Below are 17,568 nucleotides of genomic sequence, written 5' to 3' on the forward strand. Positions count from 1 at the left end.
TCAATCCCTGCGCTTCACCACATCGGCCGGATCGACGTCCAGAACTTCGAGGGTGCGTTTCAGCAGCCTGATCTCGGTGTCGGCGAGGCTGGCGTCGGCCTTTGCAATCTCGGCCATGTGGCCTGCAAGAATGCGCCGGCGCTCGACCGGCAGATCGCGGAACAGCGCAATCGCCTGCGCGCCGGTCGTCTCATAGCCGGACTCGTTGAGATACTCGATCACGCTATCGATGCTGGATTCGGGAATGCCGAAAGCATCGCGGCAGATGCGGCGAAACGTTTCCATCTCGCTGTCGCTGACCGAGCCATCGGCAAGGATCATGCGGAACAGCATGAGCAACTCGGCCGACAGAACGGGATCGTCGGCAACCTTGCGCACGCCGGGATCGCCCTCGAACATGCTGCGGATATGGTCCAGAAACGCGAACGCCATGGCAAGCCCCCTCATGCGGCAACGCGCTCATAGTTAGAGCATAGCGCACAAAAGGGGAATCCCGGTTTTGCATGCATGCATCAACACAAGCTCGAGTGTGGCCATTGCACAATCCTGCGTCATGTGGTGGAAGCATGCCTCACACGCTTTCATCCTCCCCGGTGCAAAATGCTCGAACTCGCCGCCGATACCGTGGCCCTGCTGGCGCTGGCCGCCTTCCTCGCCGGTATCATCGATTCAATTGCCGGCGGCGGCGGACTCGTCACTATCCCCGCCCTGTTGCTGGCCGGCATGCCGCCCGTGGAGACGCTGGGCACCAACAAATTGCAGGGTCTGTTCGGTTCCGGCTCGGCGACGATCGCATATGCGAGCAAGGGACATGTCGACCTGCGCAAGCAACTGCCAGCCGCGACGCTCGCTCTGATCGGCAGCGCTCTCGGCGCGGTGGCGGCGACCATAGTGCCGGCCGAAATCATGCAGGCTGCGCTTCCCGTCCTGCTGATCGCCATCGCGCTCTATTTCGCGTTCAAACCCAATATGGGCGACGTGGATCGTACCGAGCGGATTTCGCCTTTCCTTTTCGGGCTGACCGCAGTGCCCGCCATCGGTTTCTACGACGGCCTGTTCGGGCCGGGCACGGGCTCCTTCTACATGCTGGCCTTCGTGATGCTGGCCGGTTACGGCGTATTGAAAGCCACGGCCCACACCAAGTTGCTCAACTTCGCCACGAATATCGGCGCTTTCGGCGTCTTTGCGGTTGCCGGCGTCATCTACTGGAAGGTCGGCCTCATCATGGGCGTGGCGCAATTCCTGGGCGCAAGGCTGGGCGCGACGCTGGCGATGCGCATCGGCGCCGGCCTTATCAAGCCATTGCTGGTCGTCGTCTGCGTAGCATTGGCGGTGAAGCTGCTGGCCGATCCGGCCAACCCGCTGCGTCTGGCGCTTGGCGTCTAGCGATCACCGCGCCAGCGCGAAAATGGCATCGCAGTCGAGGCAGGCTTCAAGCTCTTCGGCAATGTCATCCAGCGCCCGCTCCACCTGCGCGCGATAATCGAGGCCGGAACCCTTCACGCCAAGGCTTTCAAGAAAGCGCGCCCGGAAACCGTCCGCGCCAAAAAACCCGTGCAGATAGGTGCCGAACACTTTGCCATCCGCCGAAGTCGCGCCGTCCGCGACGCCTTCAACCATGGCGACCGGCCGCACGCAATCGGGGCCGATAGTGCGGCCCAGATGAATTTCGTAGCCCTCCAGCGACAGATCGAAATGAACCGAACGGGCACGGACATTGCGCACCGTCTTTTCGGCCTCCATCACGGTCTCGATGTCGAGCAGGCCCAGCCCTTCCGCTTCTCCCAGGCCGCCCTCGACACCGTCCGGATCGCGCACCTTGCGGCCGAGCATCTGATATCCGCCGCAGATTCCGACAACGTGCCCGCCGCGCCTTCGGTGCGCCTCCAGATCGCGGTGCCAGCCGTTTTCGCGGAACCGGATGAGATCGCCGATGGTCGACTTGGAGCCCGGAATCACAACCAGCCCGGCATCCTCGGGCAGCTTCTGCCCGGGCGGTATGAACACCACCTCGACCTGTGGTTCAGCCCGCAGCGGATCGAGATCGTCGAAATTGGCGATACGCGACAGCATCGGCACCGCTACCTTGAGCGACCGCGCTTCACCTCCGGCCAGACGTTCCAGCACGACCGAATCCTCCGATGGAAGGCGCGATGCGGCTTTCAGCCATGGCGCCACCCCAAAGCAGCGCCAGCCGGTAAATTTTCCAATCGCCTCAATGCCTTCTTTGAACAGGCTGACATCTCCGCGGAACTTGTTGATGATATAACCTTCCACCATGCGACGGTCTTCTTCCGGCAGGATGAGATGCGTGCCCGCCAGCGAGGCGATGACGCCGCCGCGATCAATGTCGCCCACCATCACCACGGGGACGTTGGCACGGGTGGCGAAGCCCATATTGGCGATGTCGCGCGGGCGCAGGTTGATTTCAGCCGGCGAGCCTGCTCCCTCCACGATGACGAGATCGGCCCCCTCGCAGATCTTCGCCCACGAATCCATCACCGCGCCCATCAACCGGCCTTTCAGGGTCTGGTAATCGCGGGCGCGCGCTTCGCCCTGCACCTTTCCCTGCACCACCACCTGCGAGCCGATGTCGGTCTGCGGCTTCAGGAGAACCGGGTTCATATGCACGCTTGGCGCGACCCCGCACGCCAGCGCCTGCAACCATTGCCCCCGGCCGATCTCGCCACCGCCGACCTCGCCCGGAATGTCGGCCACGGCTGCATTGTTCGACATGTTCTGCGGCTTGAAGGGGCGGACTTTCATCCCCCGCCGATGCGCCACGCGGCACAACCCGGCCACCAGAACGGTTTTGCCGACATCGGAGCCGGTGCCTTGCAGCATCACCGCCCGCGCCATCAAAAGACGCTCCGCTGGCGAAGTGGCTCATGCATTTGTGTCAGCATGCGCTATCCTGATCTTCAATTTTTGCACAGCCGCTCCGCCCATGGTCGGGTTGCGCGACCTTTTCATTGGTCTAGAGTGTCCTGCATCCATAGCCAAGCAGTGCCGGCGAGCAAAAAACGGCCGCCGACCGATCGGGAGGACGCGATGGACGGCGCTGTTTCGACACATGTCAATCAGTTCGAACTCACCGAGGACCAGCGTGCGATTCAAGAAATGGCGCGCGCCTTCGCGGAAGATCGCGTTGCCCCCAACGCGCTTGAGTGGGATAGGCAAAAACACTTTCCCTCAGATGTGATCCGCGAGACCGGGCCTCTCGGCCTTGGCGGCATCTATGTGCGCGACGATGTTGGCGGCTCCGCCCTTTCGCGTCTGGACGCGGTGCTGGTGTTCGAGGCGCTGTCGCACGCCTGCCCCGCCTTCTCGTCCTTCATCTCCATTCACAACATGGCCGCCTCGATGATCGATCGCTACGGCGACGAAGAGCAGCGCCAACGCTTCCTTCCGAAGCTCACCTCCATGGAATGGCTGGCGAGCTATTGCCTGACCGAGCCCGGCTCGGGTTCCGACGCAGCGGCGCTGCGCACCCGGGCCGCGCGCGACGGAAGCGACTATGTGCTGAACGGCGTCAAGCAGTTCATTTCCGGCGCCGGCGACAGCGACGTTTATGTGGTGATGGCGCGCACTGGCGAGGATGGGCCGAGGGGCATTTCGACCTTCGTGGTCGAAAAGGACACGTCCGGCCTCTCCTTCGGCGCTAATGAGCACAAGATGGGCTGGCACATGCAGTCCACCCGACAGGTCGTTTTCGAGGATTGCCGGGTTCCAGCGCGCAACCTGCTCTCGCAGGAAGGCAAGGGCTTCTCCATCGCCATGTCCGGTCTTGACGGCGGCCGCCTGAACATCGGCGCATGTTCGCTGGGCGGGGCGCAGTCCGCCCTCGACAAGGCGCTGGCCTATGCCGGCGAACGCAAGGCCTTCGGTAAAAGCATCGACCAGTTTCAGGCGCTCCAGTTCCGCCTCGCCGACATGGAAACCGAACTCCAGGCGGCACGCATCTTTCTCTATACTGCGGCGTCGAAGCTCGACGCCAAGGCGCACGACGCGTCGAAATGGTCCGCCATGGCCAAACGCTTCGTCACCGACGCTGGCTTCAGCGTGGCGAATGACGCGCTCCAGCTTCTGGGCGGTTACGGCTACTTGCATGACTATGGGATCGAGAAACTGGTCCGCGATCTGCGCGTCCACCAGATACTCGAAGGCACCAATGAGATCATGCGCGTGATCATCGCGAGGCATATGATTGGAAAACCATAGAGCCGCCTCTTCAGACCGGCTCTTCCTGACCGCCCCGCCGCCTTATCCTGTTGCCGTAACTCCGGAGGAAACCACATGACCACCATCGCCTTCATCGGCCTCGGCAATATGGGCAATCCCATGGCCGCCAATCTGGTCAAGGCAGGTCACAGCGTGACTGGTTTCGATCTGATGGCGGAAAACCTCGCCACGGCGCGCGAACACGGCGTCGCCATAGCTGCCGATGCGAAGGAGGCGGTCCGGGACGCCGAAGTGATCGTCACCATGCTGCCTGCCGGCAAGCATGTGATCGCGGTCTATGAAGAGATCGCACCGGCGGCGAGGCCCGGCACGCTGTTCATCGACTCCTCCACCATCGACGTGGAATCAGCGCGCAAGGCCCATGCTCTGGCTGCCGCCAGCGGCCACATCTCCATCGACGCCCCGGTTTCGGGCGGTACGGGCGGGGCGGCCGCCGGCACGCTGACCTTCATGTGCGGCGGCGCTGAAGAAGCCTTCGCCCGCGCCGAACCGATCCTGCAACCCATGGCGGGACGCATTGTTCATTGCGGCGGCCCCGGCGCGGGTCAGGCCGCCAAGATCTGCAACAATATGATCCTCGGCATCTCGATGATCGGCGTGGCCGAAGCCTTCGTTCTGGGCGAAAAACTCGGCCTGTCGCATCAGGCGCTGTTCGACGTGGCCTCCACCTCCTCCGGCCAGTGCTGGTCGCTGACCACCTATTGCCCGGTTCCGGGGCCGGTGCCCACCTCACCCGCCAACAACGGCTACAAGCCGGGCTTCGCCGCCGCACTCATGCTGAAGGACCTGAAGCTGGCGCAGGAAGCCGCACAGGGCGCAGGCGCCGCAACGCCGCTCGGGGCCGAAGCCGCGCAACTCTACAGCCTGTTCAACGCCCAGGGTGGCGGCGGCACGGATTTTTCCGGCATCGTCGAGTTCCTGCGCGACAAGACCGCCTGAAACCGGCCCATCCGGACGTCGCCTTTTCGCCCCCGGGTTGCAGTCGGGGTGCGTTTTTGCACGTCCAGCGTTAGGTCTAAGCCATCAAGAAATATTGCAAATTTAGGTTTGATTAAGCACTCGCTAACCGTCCGGTAACGATGTCGCGGTAAAACCACATCCGAAGGCGGGCGACCGCCTCAGGCTCCGGATCAGGTGTTGCGTACCGGAGCGTATAGTTCGAATGAGCGTACCGGTTTTGCGGTGTTGAGTAGCAAAACCGTCTGGCGTATCCGGCAATGCCGCGCCCCGAAAGGAGCGCGGCTTTTGCTTTGTGGGGCCATCGTAATCAGTGGTGGAGGTCTTTCTCCGCCAGATCCAGCGCCCTGACGATACGATCGCAGGCGAGATCGATGGTCTCGCGGGTCCAGATCAGCGGCGGCGAGAGGATCATTGTGTCGCCGGTGGCGCGCAGCATCAGCCCATTGGCGATGGCATGGTCGCGCACCACGACGGCCGCCCGGCCCTCGCCCTCGAAACGCTCTTTGGTCGCCTTGTCCCTGACGATCTCGATCGCGCCCATCAGGCCGAAGGAGCGCACCTCGCCCACCAGACGGTGGTCCGCGATGCGCTCTCGCAGCGCCTGCGCGAAATAAGGGCCAGTGTCGTTCTTCACCCGCTCCACCAGCCCTTCCCGCTCGATGATGTCGAGATTGGCGAGCGCCACGGCGCACGCCACGGGATGACCGGCATAGGTGTAGCCGTGGTAGAACTCGCCGCCCTTTTCCACCAGCGTCCCGGCGATGCGATCACCGACCAGCAGCGCCGAAAGCGGCTGATAGCCGGAGGTCAGCGCCTTGGCCGTGGTGATGGTGTCCGGCTCGATGCCGAAGGATTGCGCGGCGAACCATTCGCCGGTGCGGCCATAGGCCGTGATCACCTCGTCCAGCATCAAAAGCACGTCGTATTTGCGGCAGATACGCTCGACTTCCGGCCAATAGCTCATCGGCGGAATCTTCACGCCGCCCGCCCCCATGATCGGCTCGCCGATGAAGGCCGCGACCTTTTCCGGGCCGGCCTCCACAATGGCGTCCTCGACCGCCCTGGCGGCGCGCAGACCGAATTCATGATCGCTCTCTCCGGGCAGCGCCAGTTCATAGGCATAAGGCATCATCACATGGACGATGTTGGGCACCGCGCCGCCAAGTTGCTTGTGCATCGGCTCCATGCCGCCCAGCGACGTGCCGGCCACGGTGGAGCCATGATAGGCGTTCTTGCGCGAGATGATGCGGTTTTTCTCCGGCTTGCCTTCCAGCGCCCAGTAGTGGCGCACCAGACGCAGCGCCGTGTCGTTGGCTTCCGAACCGGAGGAGCCGAAGAACACCTGATTGACGCTCTTCGGCGCGAGTTCCGCCAGCCGCCTGGCCAGCAGCACCGGCGTCGGTGTCGAGCATTTGAAGAAGGAATTGTAATAGGGAAGCTCCTTCATCTGCCTGTAGGCGGCTTCGGCCAGTTCGTCACGCCCATAGCCGACATTGACGCACCACAGGCCAGCCATGCCGTCGAGAATCCCGTTGCCTTCCGAATCGTAGATATATGCCCCCTCGGCGCGCGTTATGATGCGCGATCCCACCTCCCGCAGTTCCTTGTGGTCAGTGAAGGGATGCAGGTGATGCGCGGCGTCGATCTGCTGAAGCTGCTTCAGCGAATAATTCTGATAGGTCATGATGTTACCCCAGTTTCCTGAATCTGTCCGGCACGCTGGCCGGGGCGGATTTTCAGGTCAGGAGGTGCGGTGAATAGCCGATGCGCGCGCACAGGCGCAGAAGCTCGGCATGGCGCGTGCGCGGCGATGGTGTCACCGCGACAAACCCCTTTGCAGAATGGTTCACAGCCGAGCACATGCACAGACCCTAGCAAAGCACATCGCAAAATGCCAGTTTGCGCCACGCCGCGCACAGGCAAACCCCTGTCGCAACCGGCATTGACGCAGTTACCGCTGAATCCCTATGTCTGTGGAAACAGACGCCGAAGGCAGTTCTCCATGACAAATCCTATCGAGGCCCTGATCGCCGAAAAAGGCGTGCTGCTTGCCGATGGCGCGACCGGCACGAACCTGTTCGCCATGGGGCTGCCCGCAGGCGAAGCGCCGGAGCTGCTCAATGATACCGCGCCCGACACCATCAGCGCGCTGCATCGGAATTTCGTCGACGCAGGCGCCGATATCATTCTCACCAATTCGTTTGGCGGCACCCGTCACCGGCTGAAGCTGCATCATGCGCAGGATCGCGTTCATGAACTGAACAGGCGTGCGGCAGAAATCGCCCGCGCCGTGGCGGACAAGGCAGGCCGCAAGGTCATCGTTGCAGGCTCTGTCGGTCCAACCGGCGAACTCCTGATACCGCTCGGCGCTCTCACCTACGAGGAGGCCGTGGACGCCTTCGCCGAGCAGATCGAGGGTTTGAAGGCAGGCGGCGCGGAAGTCGTCTGGATCGAAACCATGTCCGCTCCCGACGAAATCCGCGCGGCGGCCGAGGCGGCAATCCGCGTCGGCATGCCCTATGTCTATACCGGCTCGTTCGACACCGCCGGACGCACAATGATGGGCCTCCTGCCAAAGGATATCCACGCCGTCACGGATGGCCTGGCGCAAGCGCCCCTCGGAGTCGGGGCGAATTGCGGCGTCGGCGCTTCCGACATTCTCACCTCGCTGCTTGATATGACCGAGGCCAGGCCGGAAGCCACCGTCATCGTGAAGGGCAATTGCGGCATTCCCGAATTCCACGGATCGGAAATCCGCTATTCCGGCACGCCCGAATTGATGGCCGATTATGTGCGGCTGGCGATCGATGCCGGCGCGAAGATCGTGGGCGGCTGCTGCGGCACGTCCTTCGCCCATCTGGCGGCCATGCGTCAGGCGCTGGACAACCACAGCAAGGCGTCGCGCCCGACCGTCGAGATGATCGTCGAGCGCATCGGTCCGCTTCGCAACAAGCCGGCGAGCCAGAACGAAGCCGCGCAAGGCAGACGCGAACGCCGCCGCTCAAGAGCCTGATCAGAACTCGGTGTAACTGGAGAGCACCGACGCCTGATCCTTGGCTGCGCCCTCGCCGCCGCGCATCATCATCACCGCCTCACTGGAACGCGGATCGGAAATCCGCTCCAGCATGGCGCCAAAGCGCTCGTTATGCAGCGCCGACAGCGCGGTCTGGCGCGCCGCCTGCACCGCGCTCATCATCTCTTCGGAGCTGCTGCGGTTGCCGGTCACCCCCTCGCGCGCCGCGTAAGCGCCAATTCCTGCATATCCATCGACGCGCATCGAACAAATCCTCGTATCCATTGCGCACATCATGGCGTGCAGGCATTTCGATGCCGTCTTCCCGAATGGTTGCATTTTAACGATGTGGAAAAAACCGGCGGAACACCGCCGGTTTCATCAGGAAAACCAAATCGTCAGTTTCGGCCGGACAGGGCCTCGGCAAGCCGCACCAGCGACAGGAACTCCGAGCGGTAGCCGAACGGATCGGAACCCCGGCTTTCGGAGGCCATTTGCAGGATGCGCTCATAGCTGAAGCCGGCGAGTTCCCCCTCTTCCCGCAATTTCTGGCCGAAAGCCGCAACGGCGACCGAAAAGCGTTGGTCCACGCTCGCAGCGTCCAGTAAAGCCACTTCGTGCTCAACAGTCACCGGGCGGCTGATGAGCTTTGACGCATCCTCATTCGGCAGCTTGTAGCGGATTTTCACGAAAGCATATTCTTTCGCGTTGGCGACGCCGCCATTGTCGGTCGTCGCCTCGCCATAGCGCAGCGGATCAATGCGCTGGGCGGCCCCCTTCGGCGTGATCTCGTAGATCGCCGTGACGGAGTGGCCGGAGCCGATATCGCCGGCATCGACGCGGTCGTTGTTGAAGTCCTCGCGGGCCAGCGCGCGTGTCTCGTAGCCGATCAGGCGGTATTCCGAGACCGTCTGCGGATTGAACTCGACCTGCAACTTCACGTCCTTGGCGATGGGAAACAGCGTCGAGGCCGCTTCCTGCACCAGCACTTTCTCGGCTTCCGCCAGCGTATCGATGTAGGCGGCCGCGCCATTGCCGTTCTGGGCGATCGTCTGCATCATGCTGTCGTTGAGGTTTCCACGCCCAAACCCCAGAACCGAAAGGAAGATTCCGGCCTTTCGCTCACGCTCGACCAGCCGCTTGAGATCACCGTCATCTGTCTGGCCGATATTGAAGTCGCCATCGGTGGCCAGCATGACGCGGTTCACGCCGCCTTCCACGAAGGACTGTTTCGCCAGCCGGTAGGCTTCACGGATACCAGCCTCTCCGGCCGTCGATCCGCCCGCCTGCAAGCCGTCTATCGCGGCAAGGATCTTCGCCTTGTCGGACGCCTTCGTGGGTTCGAGAACCGTTCCGGCCTCGCCCGCATAGGTGACGATTGACACCGTATCGTCGGCCTCCAGCCGGTTGACCAGCAGACGGAAGGCCGATTGCAGCAGCGGCAGCTTGTCCGCCTCGTTCATCGAACCCGAAACGTCGATGAGGAAGACAAGGTTGGACCTGGGCTTTTCGGCCGGCTGCACATCATAACCCTTGATGGCGACATGCATGAGCTTGTGCTCGGCGTTCCACGGCGCCGGCATGACCGTCACATTGGCGTTGAAGGGCGTTTCCGCCGATTCCGGCCCTTTCCAGTCGTAGGGAAAATAATTGACCATTTCCTCGACCCGCACCGTATCGGCCTGCGGCAGCACGCCTTCCCTCAGCGAACGGCGCACATAGGCATAGGAAGCGGTGTCCACATCGACGGAGAAGGTCGAAACCGGCTGTTCGACGACAGGCCGCACCGGATTGCTGTCGAAATTGCCGATACGGTCACGGTTAGGCTGCGCCGGCGCAAAAGGCTCCGGCAGGGGGCGGGCCAATATCGTATGCCGAGGCATGACCGCCGAACGCCCGATCTCCCCTTGCACACGCGCATTGGTCCGCGCGGCGGACATATCCACCGGCGCGGGCGCAGCCGGGAGCGCCTTCATTTCAGCCTCGGCGGCTCTCTCGCGCACGATATCCCCGGCAGCTTCGGTTTTGACCTGAGCAGGGCCGGCGGGTTCGTCAGCCTGCTGACTTGCGTCGCGCGGGGCTTGCCGACTCAAGCCGAAGGGCGATTCCTGCATGAGGTAAACCGCCGTATAGCCGGCGATCGGCAGGGCGATGAGGCCGGCTATGGCCGGCATGGCGATCAATTTCTTCTGCATCATATCTCTCCAGAGCTTGCGTGCTCTGTCGGTGAGACGATGCTTCTCAGCCCTTCCTTGGGGAGCATTGGAAATTTCTTCGCTCACCTCGAATGCCTGCATTGCGGCATGAAGCGCGTGCAGACGCGCTTCAGGGCTCGCCTCCGGGGCGTCCATCATGCCCAGCCTGCCGAGTTGCTTGTCTTCGACCATGGTCACACTTCCCCGGCCTGGCGCATCAGCACCTTCAGCCGCTTCTTCGCTTCATGGATGTGCCAGGACACCGTCGCTTCGGATATCCCCATCGCCTCGGCGGCAACGGCGTGGGTCAGCCCCTCGCCATAGACGAACAGAACCGCATCCTGCTGCCTGGCCGGCAGCGCACGCACGCAACGCCACAAGGCTTCCGTCTCGTCCTCCGCCATTCCATCGGCCTCGACCACGGTGAGGAATTCAGCGCCATAGGCCTTCGCCTTGGTTGTTTCGCGCACGTTCTTGCGGGCCATATCGCGCACTGCGTTGAGCGTCATGGCGTAGAGCCATGTGGTGAACGCGCCATCGCCCTTGTAGGCCCTGATTGAGCGCCCAATGCGGATGCAGACTTCCTGCGCGATGTCCTCGGCGTCCGTACGGTTGCCGCTCCAGCGCCATGCCACGCGATGGACGAAGTCGTAATATCTTTCGATCAGTGCGCCGAAGGCCGCCCTGTCCCCGTCCCTCGCCCTGCCGATCAACTCGGCATCGGCGGCATCGCCGTCATCCAGCATCATCGTCATCATCGTGTCTTGGACGACGCCGTTTGGCCATTCCTTGGGTGACGCCCAAAAAATTTTATCGCGATCGGGATTTCCGGTTTTCAAGCCGCACCGTACGCGCGCCGACATGCAGAGCCCTGCCCGCACCGGCGCCGGCGAGCCCCGCGCCCAGACCGAGCACGACGATGAGCGCCACCGCCGCATCGAAACTGCCGGTCCAACTGCGGATCAATCCCAGAAGCAGCGGCCCGATCGCCGCCAGTACATAGCCGACGCCCTGCGCCATGCCTGAAAGATGGGCCGCGACGTGAGAATCGGAGGAGCGCAGCACGATGACGATCATCGCCGCAGCAATCAGTCCGCCCTGCCCGATGCCCTGCATGACGGCCCAGAACAGCACCGACCATGCCGGCGCGAACATCATGCCGACGAGCCCAATCGTGGCGCAGAGCACCAACGCGATATTGACGCCACGCTGGTCCTTGCAGCGAACAGCAAGAGACGGCACGGCGAGGCACGTCACCACCTGCACCATGACCGACAGCGATACGATGCCGCCGGCGACCGTCGGCTCGAAACCGCGCTCGCGCAGCATCGGCGCCAGCCAGCCGAACACGCAATAAGCCAATGCCGATTGCAGTCCGGTGAACAGCGTGACCTGCCAGGCCAGGCGGTCGCGCCACAGGCCTTCCACCCGAAAGCCCGTGTGAGCGGCCTGCGGCTTCACCCGCAAAGCCTGCGGAATGAAGAGCAGCAGAACAACAACCGCCGGCGCCGCCCATGTGGCGAGCGCTGCCGACCATGAGCCCAGCACATGCTCGATCGGCAGCGTCAATCCGGCCGCCGCCGCCGAACCGGCGCAGAGCGCCATGGTGTAAAGGCCGGTCATGATGGCCGCACGCTCGGGAAAGTCACGTTTCACGACGCCGGGCAGCAACACGTTGGAAACCGCAATGGCGGCGCCGGCGGCAAATGTGCCGAAGAACAGCAGCGTCACCGAATCGATGCCGCGCAACGCCGTCCCAAAGGCCAGCAGAGCCAGCGCCCCCATCAGCGTGCGTTCCGCGCCGTAGCGTTGCGCAAGGCCCGGCGCGAAAGGCGCGAACAACCCGAGGCAAAGCACGGGAAGCGTGGTCAGAAGGCTGGCCCCGACCGTCGACAAGCCGGTATCGCGGATCACCTCCGGCAGGACGACCGAAAGCGAGGGAAAGATCGGCCTCAGATTGAACGCGATCAGCACCAGGCTGATCGCAAACAGCAGACGCGCGGCCGGGCTGCCGAATTTCGGCGACGCCGGCGGTGGCAGGCTGTCAGCCTCTGCATCGACCAGTTGCTCTTCGAGCGCAGCGGGCACCATATGGGACCCCGATACGCCGGAGGCGGATATGTTGACGGTCATCGGGATAGAAGCCTATCGAGCTGGAGAAGAACGGGCGCCATGAAGGCGCGAACGGATGCGGCAGCCCTGTCGGGATCGCCGGATGCAACCGCCTCCACGATCTCGGCATGAGCCTGGCCGTTCGGCTCCGGCAGTTCGCCCCGCAGCGTTGACCCGATGACGTCTGTTATGGCCGCTGTGAAGAAATCGTAGATTTCGACCATCGCCTGATTGCCGGACGCCTTCACCACAGCGCGATGGAAGGCCAGATCGCGCCTGATGAAGGCCTCGCGTCCGCCATCCGCCACCGTTCCGCGTTCGGCCAGCAGCCTGCGCAAGGTCACGATATCCGCCGGTGTGTGCCGCAGCGCGGCAAGCCGCGCGGCTTCAACGTCGAGAAGCGCACGCGCCTCCCACTGGTCGCGCAGGCAGGTTTGCCTGACGCGGTCGAGGGCAGCTGCGGGGTCGGCCGTCGCCAGCACATAGGTGCCGGAGCCTTGCCGGGTTTCCAGCAACCCTTGCGAAACCAGCGCCCGCACTGCTTCCCGCACAGTGCCGCGGCTGACGCCGAGCATGTCGACGAGCGTCGCCTCGTTGGGTACGCGCTCACCTACAGCCCAGCGCCCGGCGGCAATTTCGGATCGCAGGCTGTTCGCCGCGCTATCGGCAAGATTGGTTCGGACTGGCTGCTTCATAAGTCATCAAATCATCTGATGACTTTTAGTAAGCTGTGGAGCGTCCCGATGTCAATATGGAGACAAGCAAACGAAGTCGGGGCATCTACTGGCAGTTCTCACCACGGCGACGCGAAAGCAGCCATGTGGAACGCCTGCACCTCTGCCGGATAGCGATAAGCCGCGCCATAGGGGCATGCGTTACGGTCGAGACAGCCCTGCGTCCTGCAAGAGCCGCCCGTGGAGCCACGCACGTGGGACAGGCAGGCGGGGTGGTCGAAACCTTGCCCGGAATATGTCTCGACCGGACAGGCTTTCATGCAAGGTTTTCCGGCACATGCATCGCAAAGGTGAATCACCTTTTGAAAGGCCTCAACCGGAATCTCATGATCGAACAGCAGCGCACCGCGATAGGCATGCCAGAGCCCATATTCGGGATGCATCAGAATACCCAGCGGCGACGGCTTCAATCCCTCCGCGCGCATCGCCCATTGCTGGAATGGGAGGAAGGGACGGTCATTGGGACAAACCGCCCTTGCCCCAAAGCGCTCGGCCACACCCGCGATGATCTCGCGCGACCAGATATCGAGTGGGTTTTCCCGCACCTGCGGCCGTTCGCGCCGCCAGCGCATGAAATGCGGCCATGGCGCAGCTCCCGCCTGCCCCACAAGCAGCACGGCGCGCGCCGGCGTTTCCGCCATGCCGGGCGGGGGGCGGTCGTCAGACGTGAAATTGAACCCGCCTCGCGGCACAAGGCCATGCGCCGCCAGCGCATCGGCAATTTTCAACCGCCAGCCTTCACCACACAGATGGCCGGACATGGCGGATCACTTCCCGTCCGGATCGGAGAAAGCGCTCCGCCAGACTTCCTTGTGAATGATATTGGCCACTTTAGCCCGGCCTGAATCGGGCTCCTTTCAAGTGAAGGCGTCTGGCATCGATTCCTTCTTGCGGGCGATAAAATCCTTCAAACCGTCATCGATGCCGGGATCGAGGAACGGAGCCTCGTAGCTTTCCAGCCACTGGCGGGCAAGCTGGTTGGCGCGCTGCGGAGCGGTTTTGGAGCCCTCCGCCTGCCACTGCTCGAAGGAGTTGTTGTCGGCGATGCTCGATCTGTAGAACGCGGTCTGGAAATTGGCCTGCGTATGGTCGCAGCCTAGGTAATGGCTGCCCGGCCCCACCTGCCTGATGGCGTCCATGGCCTGGCCGTTCTCCGACAGGTCGACCCCCTCACACATTTTCTGGCTCATGCCGAGCTGGTCGATGTCCATCATGAACTTCTCGTAGCAGGACGCCAGACCGCCCTCCAGCCAGCCGGCGGCGTGCAGCACGAAATTGGTGCCGGCAAGAACGGTGGAGTTGAGGGTGTTGGCGCTCTCATAGGCCGCCTGCGCATCGGGAACCTTTGAGGCGCACAGAGAGCCGCCGGTGCGGAACGGCAGGTTCAGCCGCCGCGCAAGTTGCGCCGCGCCGTAGGAAACCAGCGACGGTTCCGGCGTGCCGAAGGTCGGCGCGCCCGATTGCATGGAGATGGACGAGGCGAAGGTGCCGAACAGCACCGGCGCGCCGGGGCGCACCAACTGGGTAAACGCAGCGCCGGCCAGCACCTCGGCCAGAACCTGTGTCAGCGTGCCGGCGACCGCCACCGGGCTCATAGCTCCTGCCAAGATGAAAGGCGTGACGATGCAGGCCTGATTGTGGCGCGCATAGACCTTGGCCGCGCCCAGCATGGTCTCGTCGAACACCATCGGCGAATTGGCGTTGATGAGACTGGTGAGCACCGTGTTGTTCTCGACGAAATCGTCGCCGAACACGATCTTGGCCATGGCGACCGTATCCTCGGCGCGCTCCGGCGCGGTCACCGAGCCCATGAACGGCTTGTCCGAATAGCGGATATGGGAATAGACCATATCGAGATGGCGCTTGTTGACCGGCACGTCCACCGGCTCGCACACAGTGCCGCCGGAATGGTGGATCGACGGAGCCATATAGGCGAGCTTCACGAAATTGCGGAAATCCTCGATCGTGGCGTAGCGGCGGTTGCCTTCGAGATCGCGCACGAAGGGCGGGCCGTACACCGGCGCGAACACCGTGGCTCTGCCGCCGATCTCGACCGAGCGCGCGGGATTGCGGGCGTGCTGGGTATATGTGGATGGCGCGCTCTTGAGCAGCGAGCGGCACAAGCCTTTGGGAAAATGAACGCGCTCGCCGCGCACGTCTGCGCCGGCCCCTTTCCACATCTCCAGCGCTTCCGCGTCGTCCCGGAAGATGATGCCGGTCTCTTCCAGCACTGTGTCGGCGTTCTTCTCGATCAGCGCCAGACCTTCCTCGTCCAGCACCTCGTAAACGCCCATCTTGCGCGTGATGTAGGTGAGCTGGGTTCCGGGACCGCCGCCAGCGCGCGCGGCGCGCCGCGCCGCAGCCCCGCCCCCGGCGCCACGCCCCCGGCGACCGCCTGTCGCCTCCTGATCGACTGCCGCACTATCGCTCATGATCATATTCCCTGAAAGCTGGTCCCGGCGCGCATATCGCCGCTTCTTGCCGGATCGTAGCCATGCCCCGGCCCTGAAACGGCTCCACAGCGCCAAGGATTGTCGCAAAATCGACAGAAGCCAAAGGCTTTCGCCAGTCGCTTTCCCATTGACGGAAGTCGCAAATCAGCCATGGCCGCAAACGCGCCTTATGTACCTATTATGAAGCGATCATTGCTCGCGAGAAAGGCGGCAAGTGGGGCGCGGCAACCTGGAGTGGGACTATGGCCGACGACGAGATCATCCTTTCCGAACTTTCCGACGACGAACTCGTCCAGCAAATGCATGACGACCTTTATGACGGCCTCAAGGAAGAGATCGAGGAAGGCACGCAAATCCTTCTCGACCGTGGCTGGCTGCCCTACAAGGTTCTGACCGAGGCCCTGGTGGAAGGCATGCGAATCGTCGGCGAGGATTTCCGCGACGGCATCCTGTTCGTGCCGGAGGTGCTGCTGTCGGCCAACGCGATGAAGGCCGGAATGTTCATCCTGCGCCCGCTGCTGGCGGCGACCGGCGCGCCCAAGCAGGGCAAGCTGGTCATCGGCACGGTCAAGGGCGACATCCATGATATCGGCAAGAACCTCGTCGGCATGATGATGGAAGGCGCTGGCTTCGACGTCATCGACCTCGGCATCAACAATCCTGTCGAGAAATATCTGGAAGCGATCGAGGAGCACCAGCCCGATATCGTCGGCATGTCGGCCCTGCTCACCACCACCATGCCCTACATGAAGGTCGTCATCGACACGATGAAGGAAAAGGGCATACGCGACGACTATGTGGTGCTGGTCGGCGGCGCTCCGCTGAACGAGGAATTCGGCAAGGCCGTGGGCGCGGACGCTTATTGCCGCGATGCGGCCGTGGCGGTGGAGACCGCCAAGGATTTCATGACCCGCAAGCACAACATCCGCGCTTCGGCCTGACAGATATGGAAAAGGCCGCCCCCTTGCGGCGCGGCCTTTTCTTTCCCAGATTGGAGAAACGTCAGTTGACGGTGTCCTCGACTGCATCTGCAGTAGACTGAACATCCCGCCCCACCCCGCGAACGGTGTTGGCGCAGGCGGTCAATGCAAGGACGCAGATGAGAACGGCGACTGGCGCAAAACGTGACATGAATTGTGTCTCCCTCTTCGGTAGTTTCGCCTGAATGCAACGAAAAGCGGTCGTACTGGTTCCATGGCAGCCGCGCAAAAACAGGAAAGAACGCCTGAGACCCGCCTCCAGCGGGTGCTCGTTATCGCCTGCGGCATGATCGCGCGCGAGATACTGGCGGTCAAACAACAGCTCGGCCTCGACCATATCGATCTCACCTGCCTGCCGGCGGAATATCACTTCTATCCGGACCGTATCGCGCCGGCCATGGACAAGGCCATCGAACAGGCCAGGTCCGATGGCTACCGGCATATTTTCGTCGGCTATGCCGATTGCGGCACCGGCGGATTGCTCGACCGGATCTGTGAAAAGCATGGCGTCGAACGCATGGCCGGACCGCACTGCTTCGCTTTCTATCAGGGGCTCGAAGCCTACAGGAAGGTCGAGGATGCGGACATGATGTCATTTTACATGACCGATTTCCTGTGCCGTCAGTTCGACGCCTTCTTCATCAAACCCCTCGGCCTCGACCGCCATCCGGAGCTAGTCACCGACTATTTCGGCAATTACGAGAAGCTGATCTATCTCGCCCAGACCGACGATCCGGCGCTGGACGCCGTTGCCGAGAACGCCGCCAGGATGCTCGGCCTCGTCTATGAACGTCGCTCGACAGGTTATGGCGATCTTGTCCCGGGTCTTGCGCGGGCGGCGCCTCCTGCCCTGTAATGCGGTGGCGGGACGCGCACCGG

17 protein-coding genes are annotated in these 17,568 nt (G+C 62.9%); 6 read left to right on the plus strand and 11 right to left on the minus strand.

Translation table 11 applies throughout. The features are described 5' to 3' along the window. Positions 1-432, minus strand: coding sequence for a TerB family tellurite resistance protein (locus tag ABID44_RS02715; RefSeq protein WP_354150131.1), 432 nt, complete (start codon positions 430-432; stop codon positions 1-3). A 168-nt stretch (positions 433-600) separates the two neighbouring features. Between ABID44_RS02715 and ABID44_RS02720 the strand changes: the two genes are divergently transcribed. After that, positions 601-1,386 carry a TSUP family transporter gene (locus ABID44_RS02720; RefSeq protein WP_354150132.1) on the plus strand — a complete coding sequence of 262 codons (786 nt, stop codon included), beginning with the start codon at positions 601-603 and terminating at the stop codon, positions 1,384-1,386. A gap of 3 nt (positions 1,387-1,389) precedes the next feature. Here ABID44_RS02720 and ABID44_RS02725 read toward each other — a convergent pair whose 3' ends face one another. Continuing rightward, complete coding sequence (locus tag ABID44_RS02725; protein ID WP_354150133.1) at positions 1,390-2,859, minus strand: cobyric acid synthase; 1,470 nt, start codon at positions 2,857-2,859, stop codon at positions 1,390-1,392. Positions 2,860-3,051: 192 nt separating this feature from the next. On the opposite strand from ABID44_RS02725, the gene ABID44_RS02730 reads away from it, so the two are divergent. Further along, positions 3,052-4,221 carry an isobutyryl-CoA dehydrogenase gene (locus ABID44_RS02730; protein ID WP_354150134.1) on the plus strand — a complete coding sequence of 390 codons (1,170 nt, stop codon included), beginning with the start codon at positions 3,052-3,054 and terminating at the stop codon, positions 4,219-4,221. Between the two features lie 75 nt (positions 4,222-4,296). Further along, a complete protein-coding gene (gene mmsB / locus ABID44_RS02735; protein WP_354150135.1) occupies positions 4,297-5,181 on the plus strand; it encodes a 3-hydroxyisobutyrate dehydrogenase in 885 nt (294 codons plus the stop codon). 328 nt (positions 5,182-5,509) lie between these two features. Here the strand turns inward: mmsB and ABID44_RS02740 are convergent, their stop codons facing one another. Continuing rightward, on the minus strand, positions 5,510-6,886 hold the full coding sequence (locus ABID44_RS02740) for an aspartate aminotransferase family protein (RefSeq protein WP_354150136.1): 1,377 nt from the start codon (positions 6,884-6,886) through the stop codon (positions 5,510-5,512). 318 nt (positions 6,887-7,204) lie between these two features. On the opposite strand from ABID44_RS02740, the gene bmt reads away from it, so the two are divergent. Continuing rightward, positions 7,205-8,215 carry a betaine--homocysteine S-methyltransferase gene (bmt, locus tag ABID44_RS02745; RefSeq protein WP_354150137.1) on the plus strand — a complete coding sequence of 337 codons (1,011 nt, stop codon included), beginning with the start codon at positions 7,205-7,207 and terminating at the stop codon, positions 8,213-8,215. Here the strand turns inward: bmt and ABID44_RS02750 are convergent, their stop codons facing one another. The 7 genes from ABID44_RS02750 to ABID44_RS02780 form a co-directional block, all read right to left on the minus strand. Continuing rightward, a complete protein-coding gene (locus ABID44_RS02750) occupies positions 8,216-8,479 on the minus strand; it encodes a hypothetical protein (protein WP_354150138.1) in 264 nt (87 codons plus the stop codon). It lies immediately after the preceding gene. A 134-nt stretch (positions 8,480-8,613) separates the two neighbouring features. Continuing rightward, positions 8,614-10,602, minus strand: a complete 1,989-nt coding sequence (locus ABID44_RS02755; protein WP_354150139.1) for a vWA domain-containing protein — start codon at positions 10,600-10,602, stop codon at positions 8,614-8,616. 2 nt (positions 10,603-10,604) lie between these two features. Further along, positions 10,605-11,165 (minus strand): RNA polymerase sigma factor, encoded by a 561-nt coding sequence (locus ABID44_RS02760; protein WP_354150140.1) that lies wholly within the window; start codon positions 11,163-11,165, stop codon positions 10,605-10,607. Between the two features lie 55 nt (positions 11,166-11,220). Then, entirely contained in the window at positions 11,221-12,501 is a 1,281-nt protein-coding gene (locus tag ABID44_RS02765) for a CynX/NimT family MFS transporter (RefSeq protein WP_378226797.1), read from the minus strand. A 38-nt stretch (positions 12,502-12,539) separates the two neighbouring features. Further along, a complete protein-coding gene (locus tag ABID44_RS02770) occupies positions 12,540-13,217 on the minus strand; it encodes a FadR/GntR family transcriptional regulator (protein ID WP_354150142.1) in 678 nt (225 codons plus the stop codon). 98 nt (positions 13,218-13,315) lie between these two features. Continuing rightward, on the minus strand, positions 13,316-14,017 hold the full coding sequence (locus ABID44_RS02775; protein ID WP_354150143.1) for a hypothetical protein: 702 nt from the start codon (positions 14,015-14,017) through the stop codon (positions 13,316-13,318). Between the two features lie 96 nt (positions 14,018-14,113). Beyond that, positions 14,114-15,688: a trimethylamine methyltransferase family protein gene (locus ABID44_RS02780; protein ID WP_354150144.1), complete on the minus strand. Its 1,575-nt coding sequence runs from the start codon at positions 15,686-15,688 to the stop codon at positions 14,114-14,116. A 263-nt stretch (positions 15,689-15,951) separates the two neighbouring features. Between ABID44_RS02780 and ABID44_RS02785 the strand changes: the two genes are divergently transcribed. Continuing rightward, on the plus strand, positions 15,952-16,650 hold the full coding sequence (locus ABID44_RS02785; protein WP_354150145.1) for a corrinoid protein: 699 nt from the start codon (positions 15,952-15,954) through the stop codon (positions 16,648-16,650). Between the two features lie 61 nt (positions 16,651-16,711). On the opposite strand, the gene ABID44_RS02790 is transcribed toward ABID44_RS02785, so the two are convergent. Next, positions 16,712-16,840, minus strand: coding sequence for an EncA/B family entericidin (locus tag ABID44_RS02790; RefSeq protein WP_354150146.1), 129 nt, complete (start codon positions 16,838-16,840; stop codon positions 16,712-16,714). A 63-nt stretch (positions 16,841-16,903) separates the two neighbouring features. Between ABID44_RS02790 and ABID44_RS02795 the strand changes: the two genes are divergently transcribed. Further along, a complete protein-coding gene (locus tag ABID44_RS02795; protein WP_354150147.1) occupies positions 16,904-17,545 on the plus strand; it encodes a DUF1638 domain-containing protein in 642 nt (213 codons plus the stop codon). Positions 17,546-17,568: the final 23 nt, after the last annotated feature.

The organism is Aquamicrobium ahrensii, assembly GCF_040545755.1.
GTDB lineage: Bacteria > Pseudomonadota > Alphaproteobacteria > Rhizobiales > Rhizobiaceae > Mesorhizobium > Mesorhizobium ahrensii.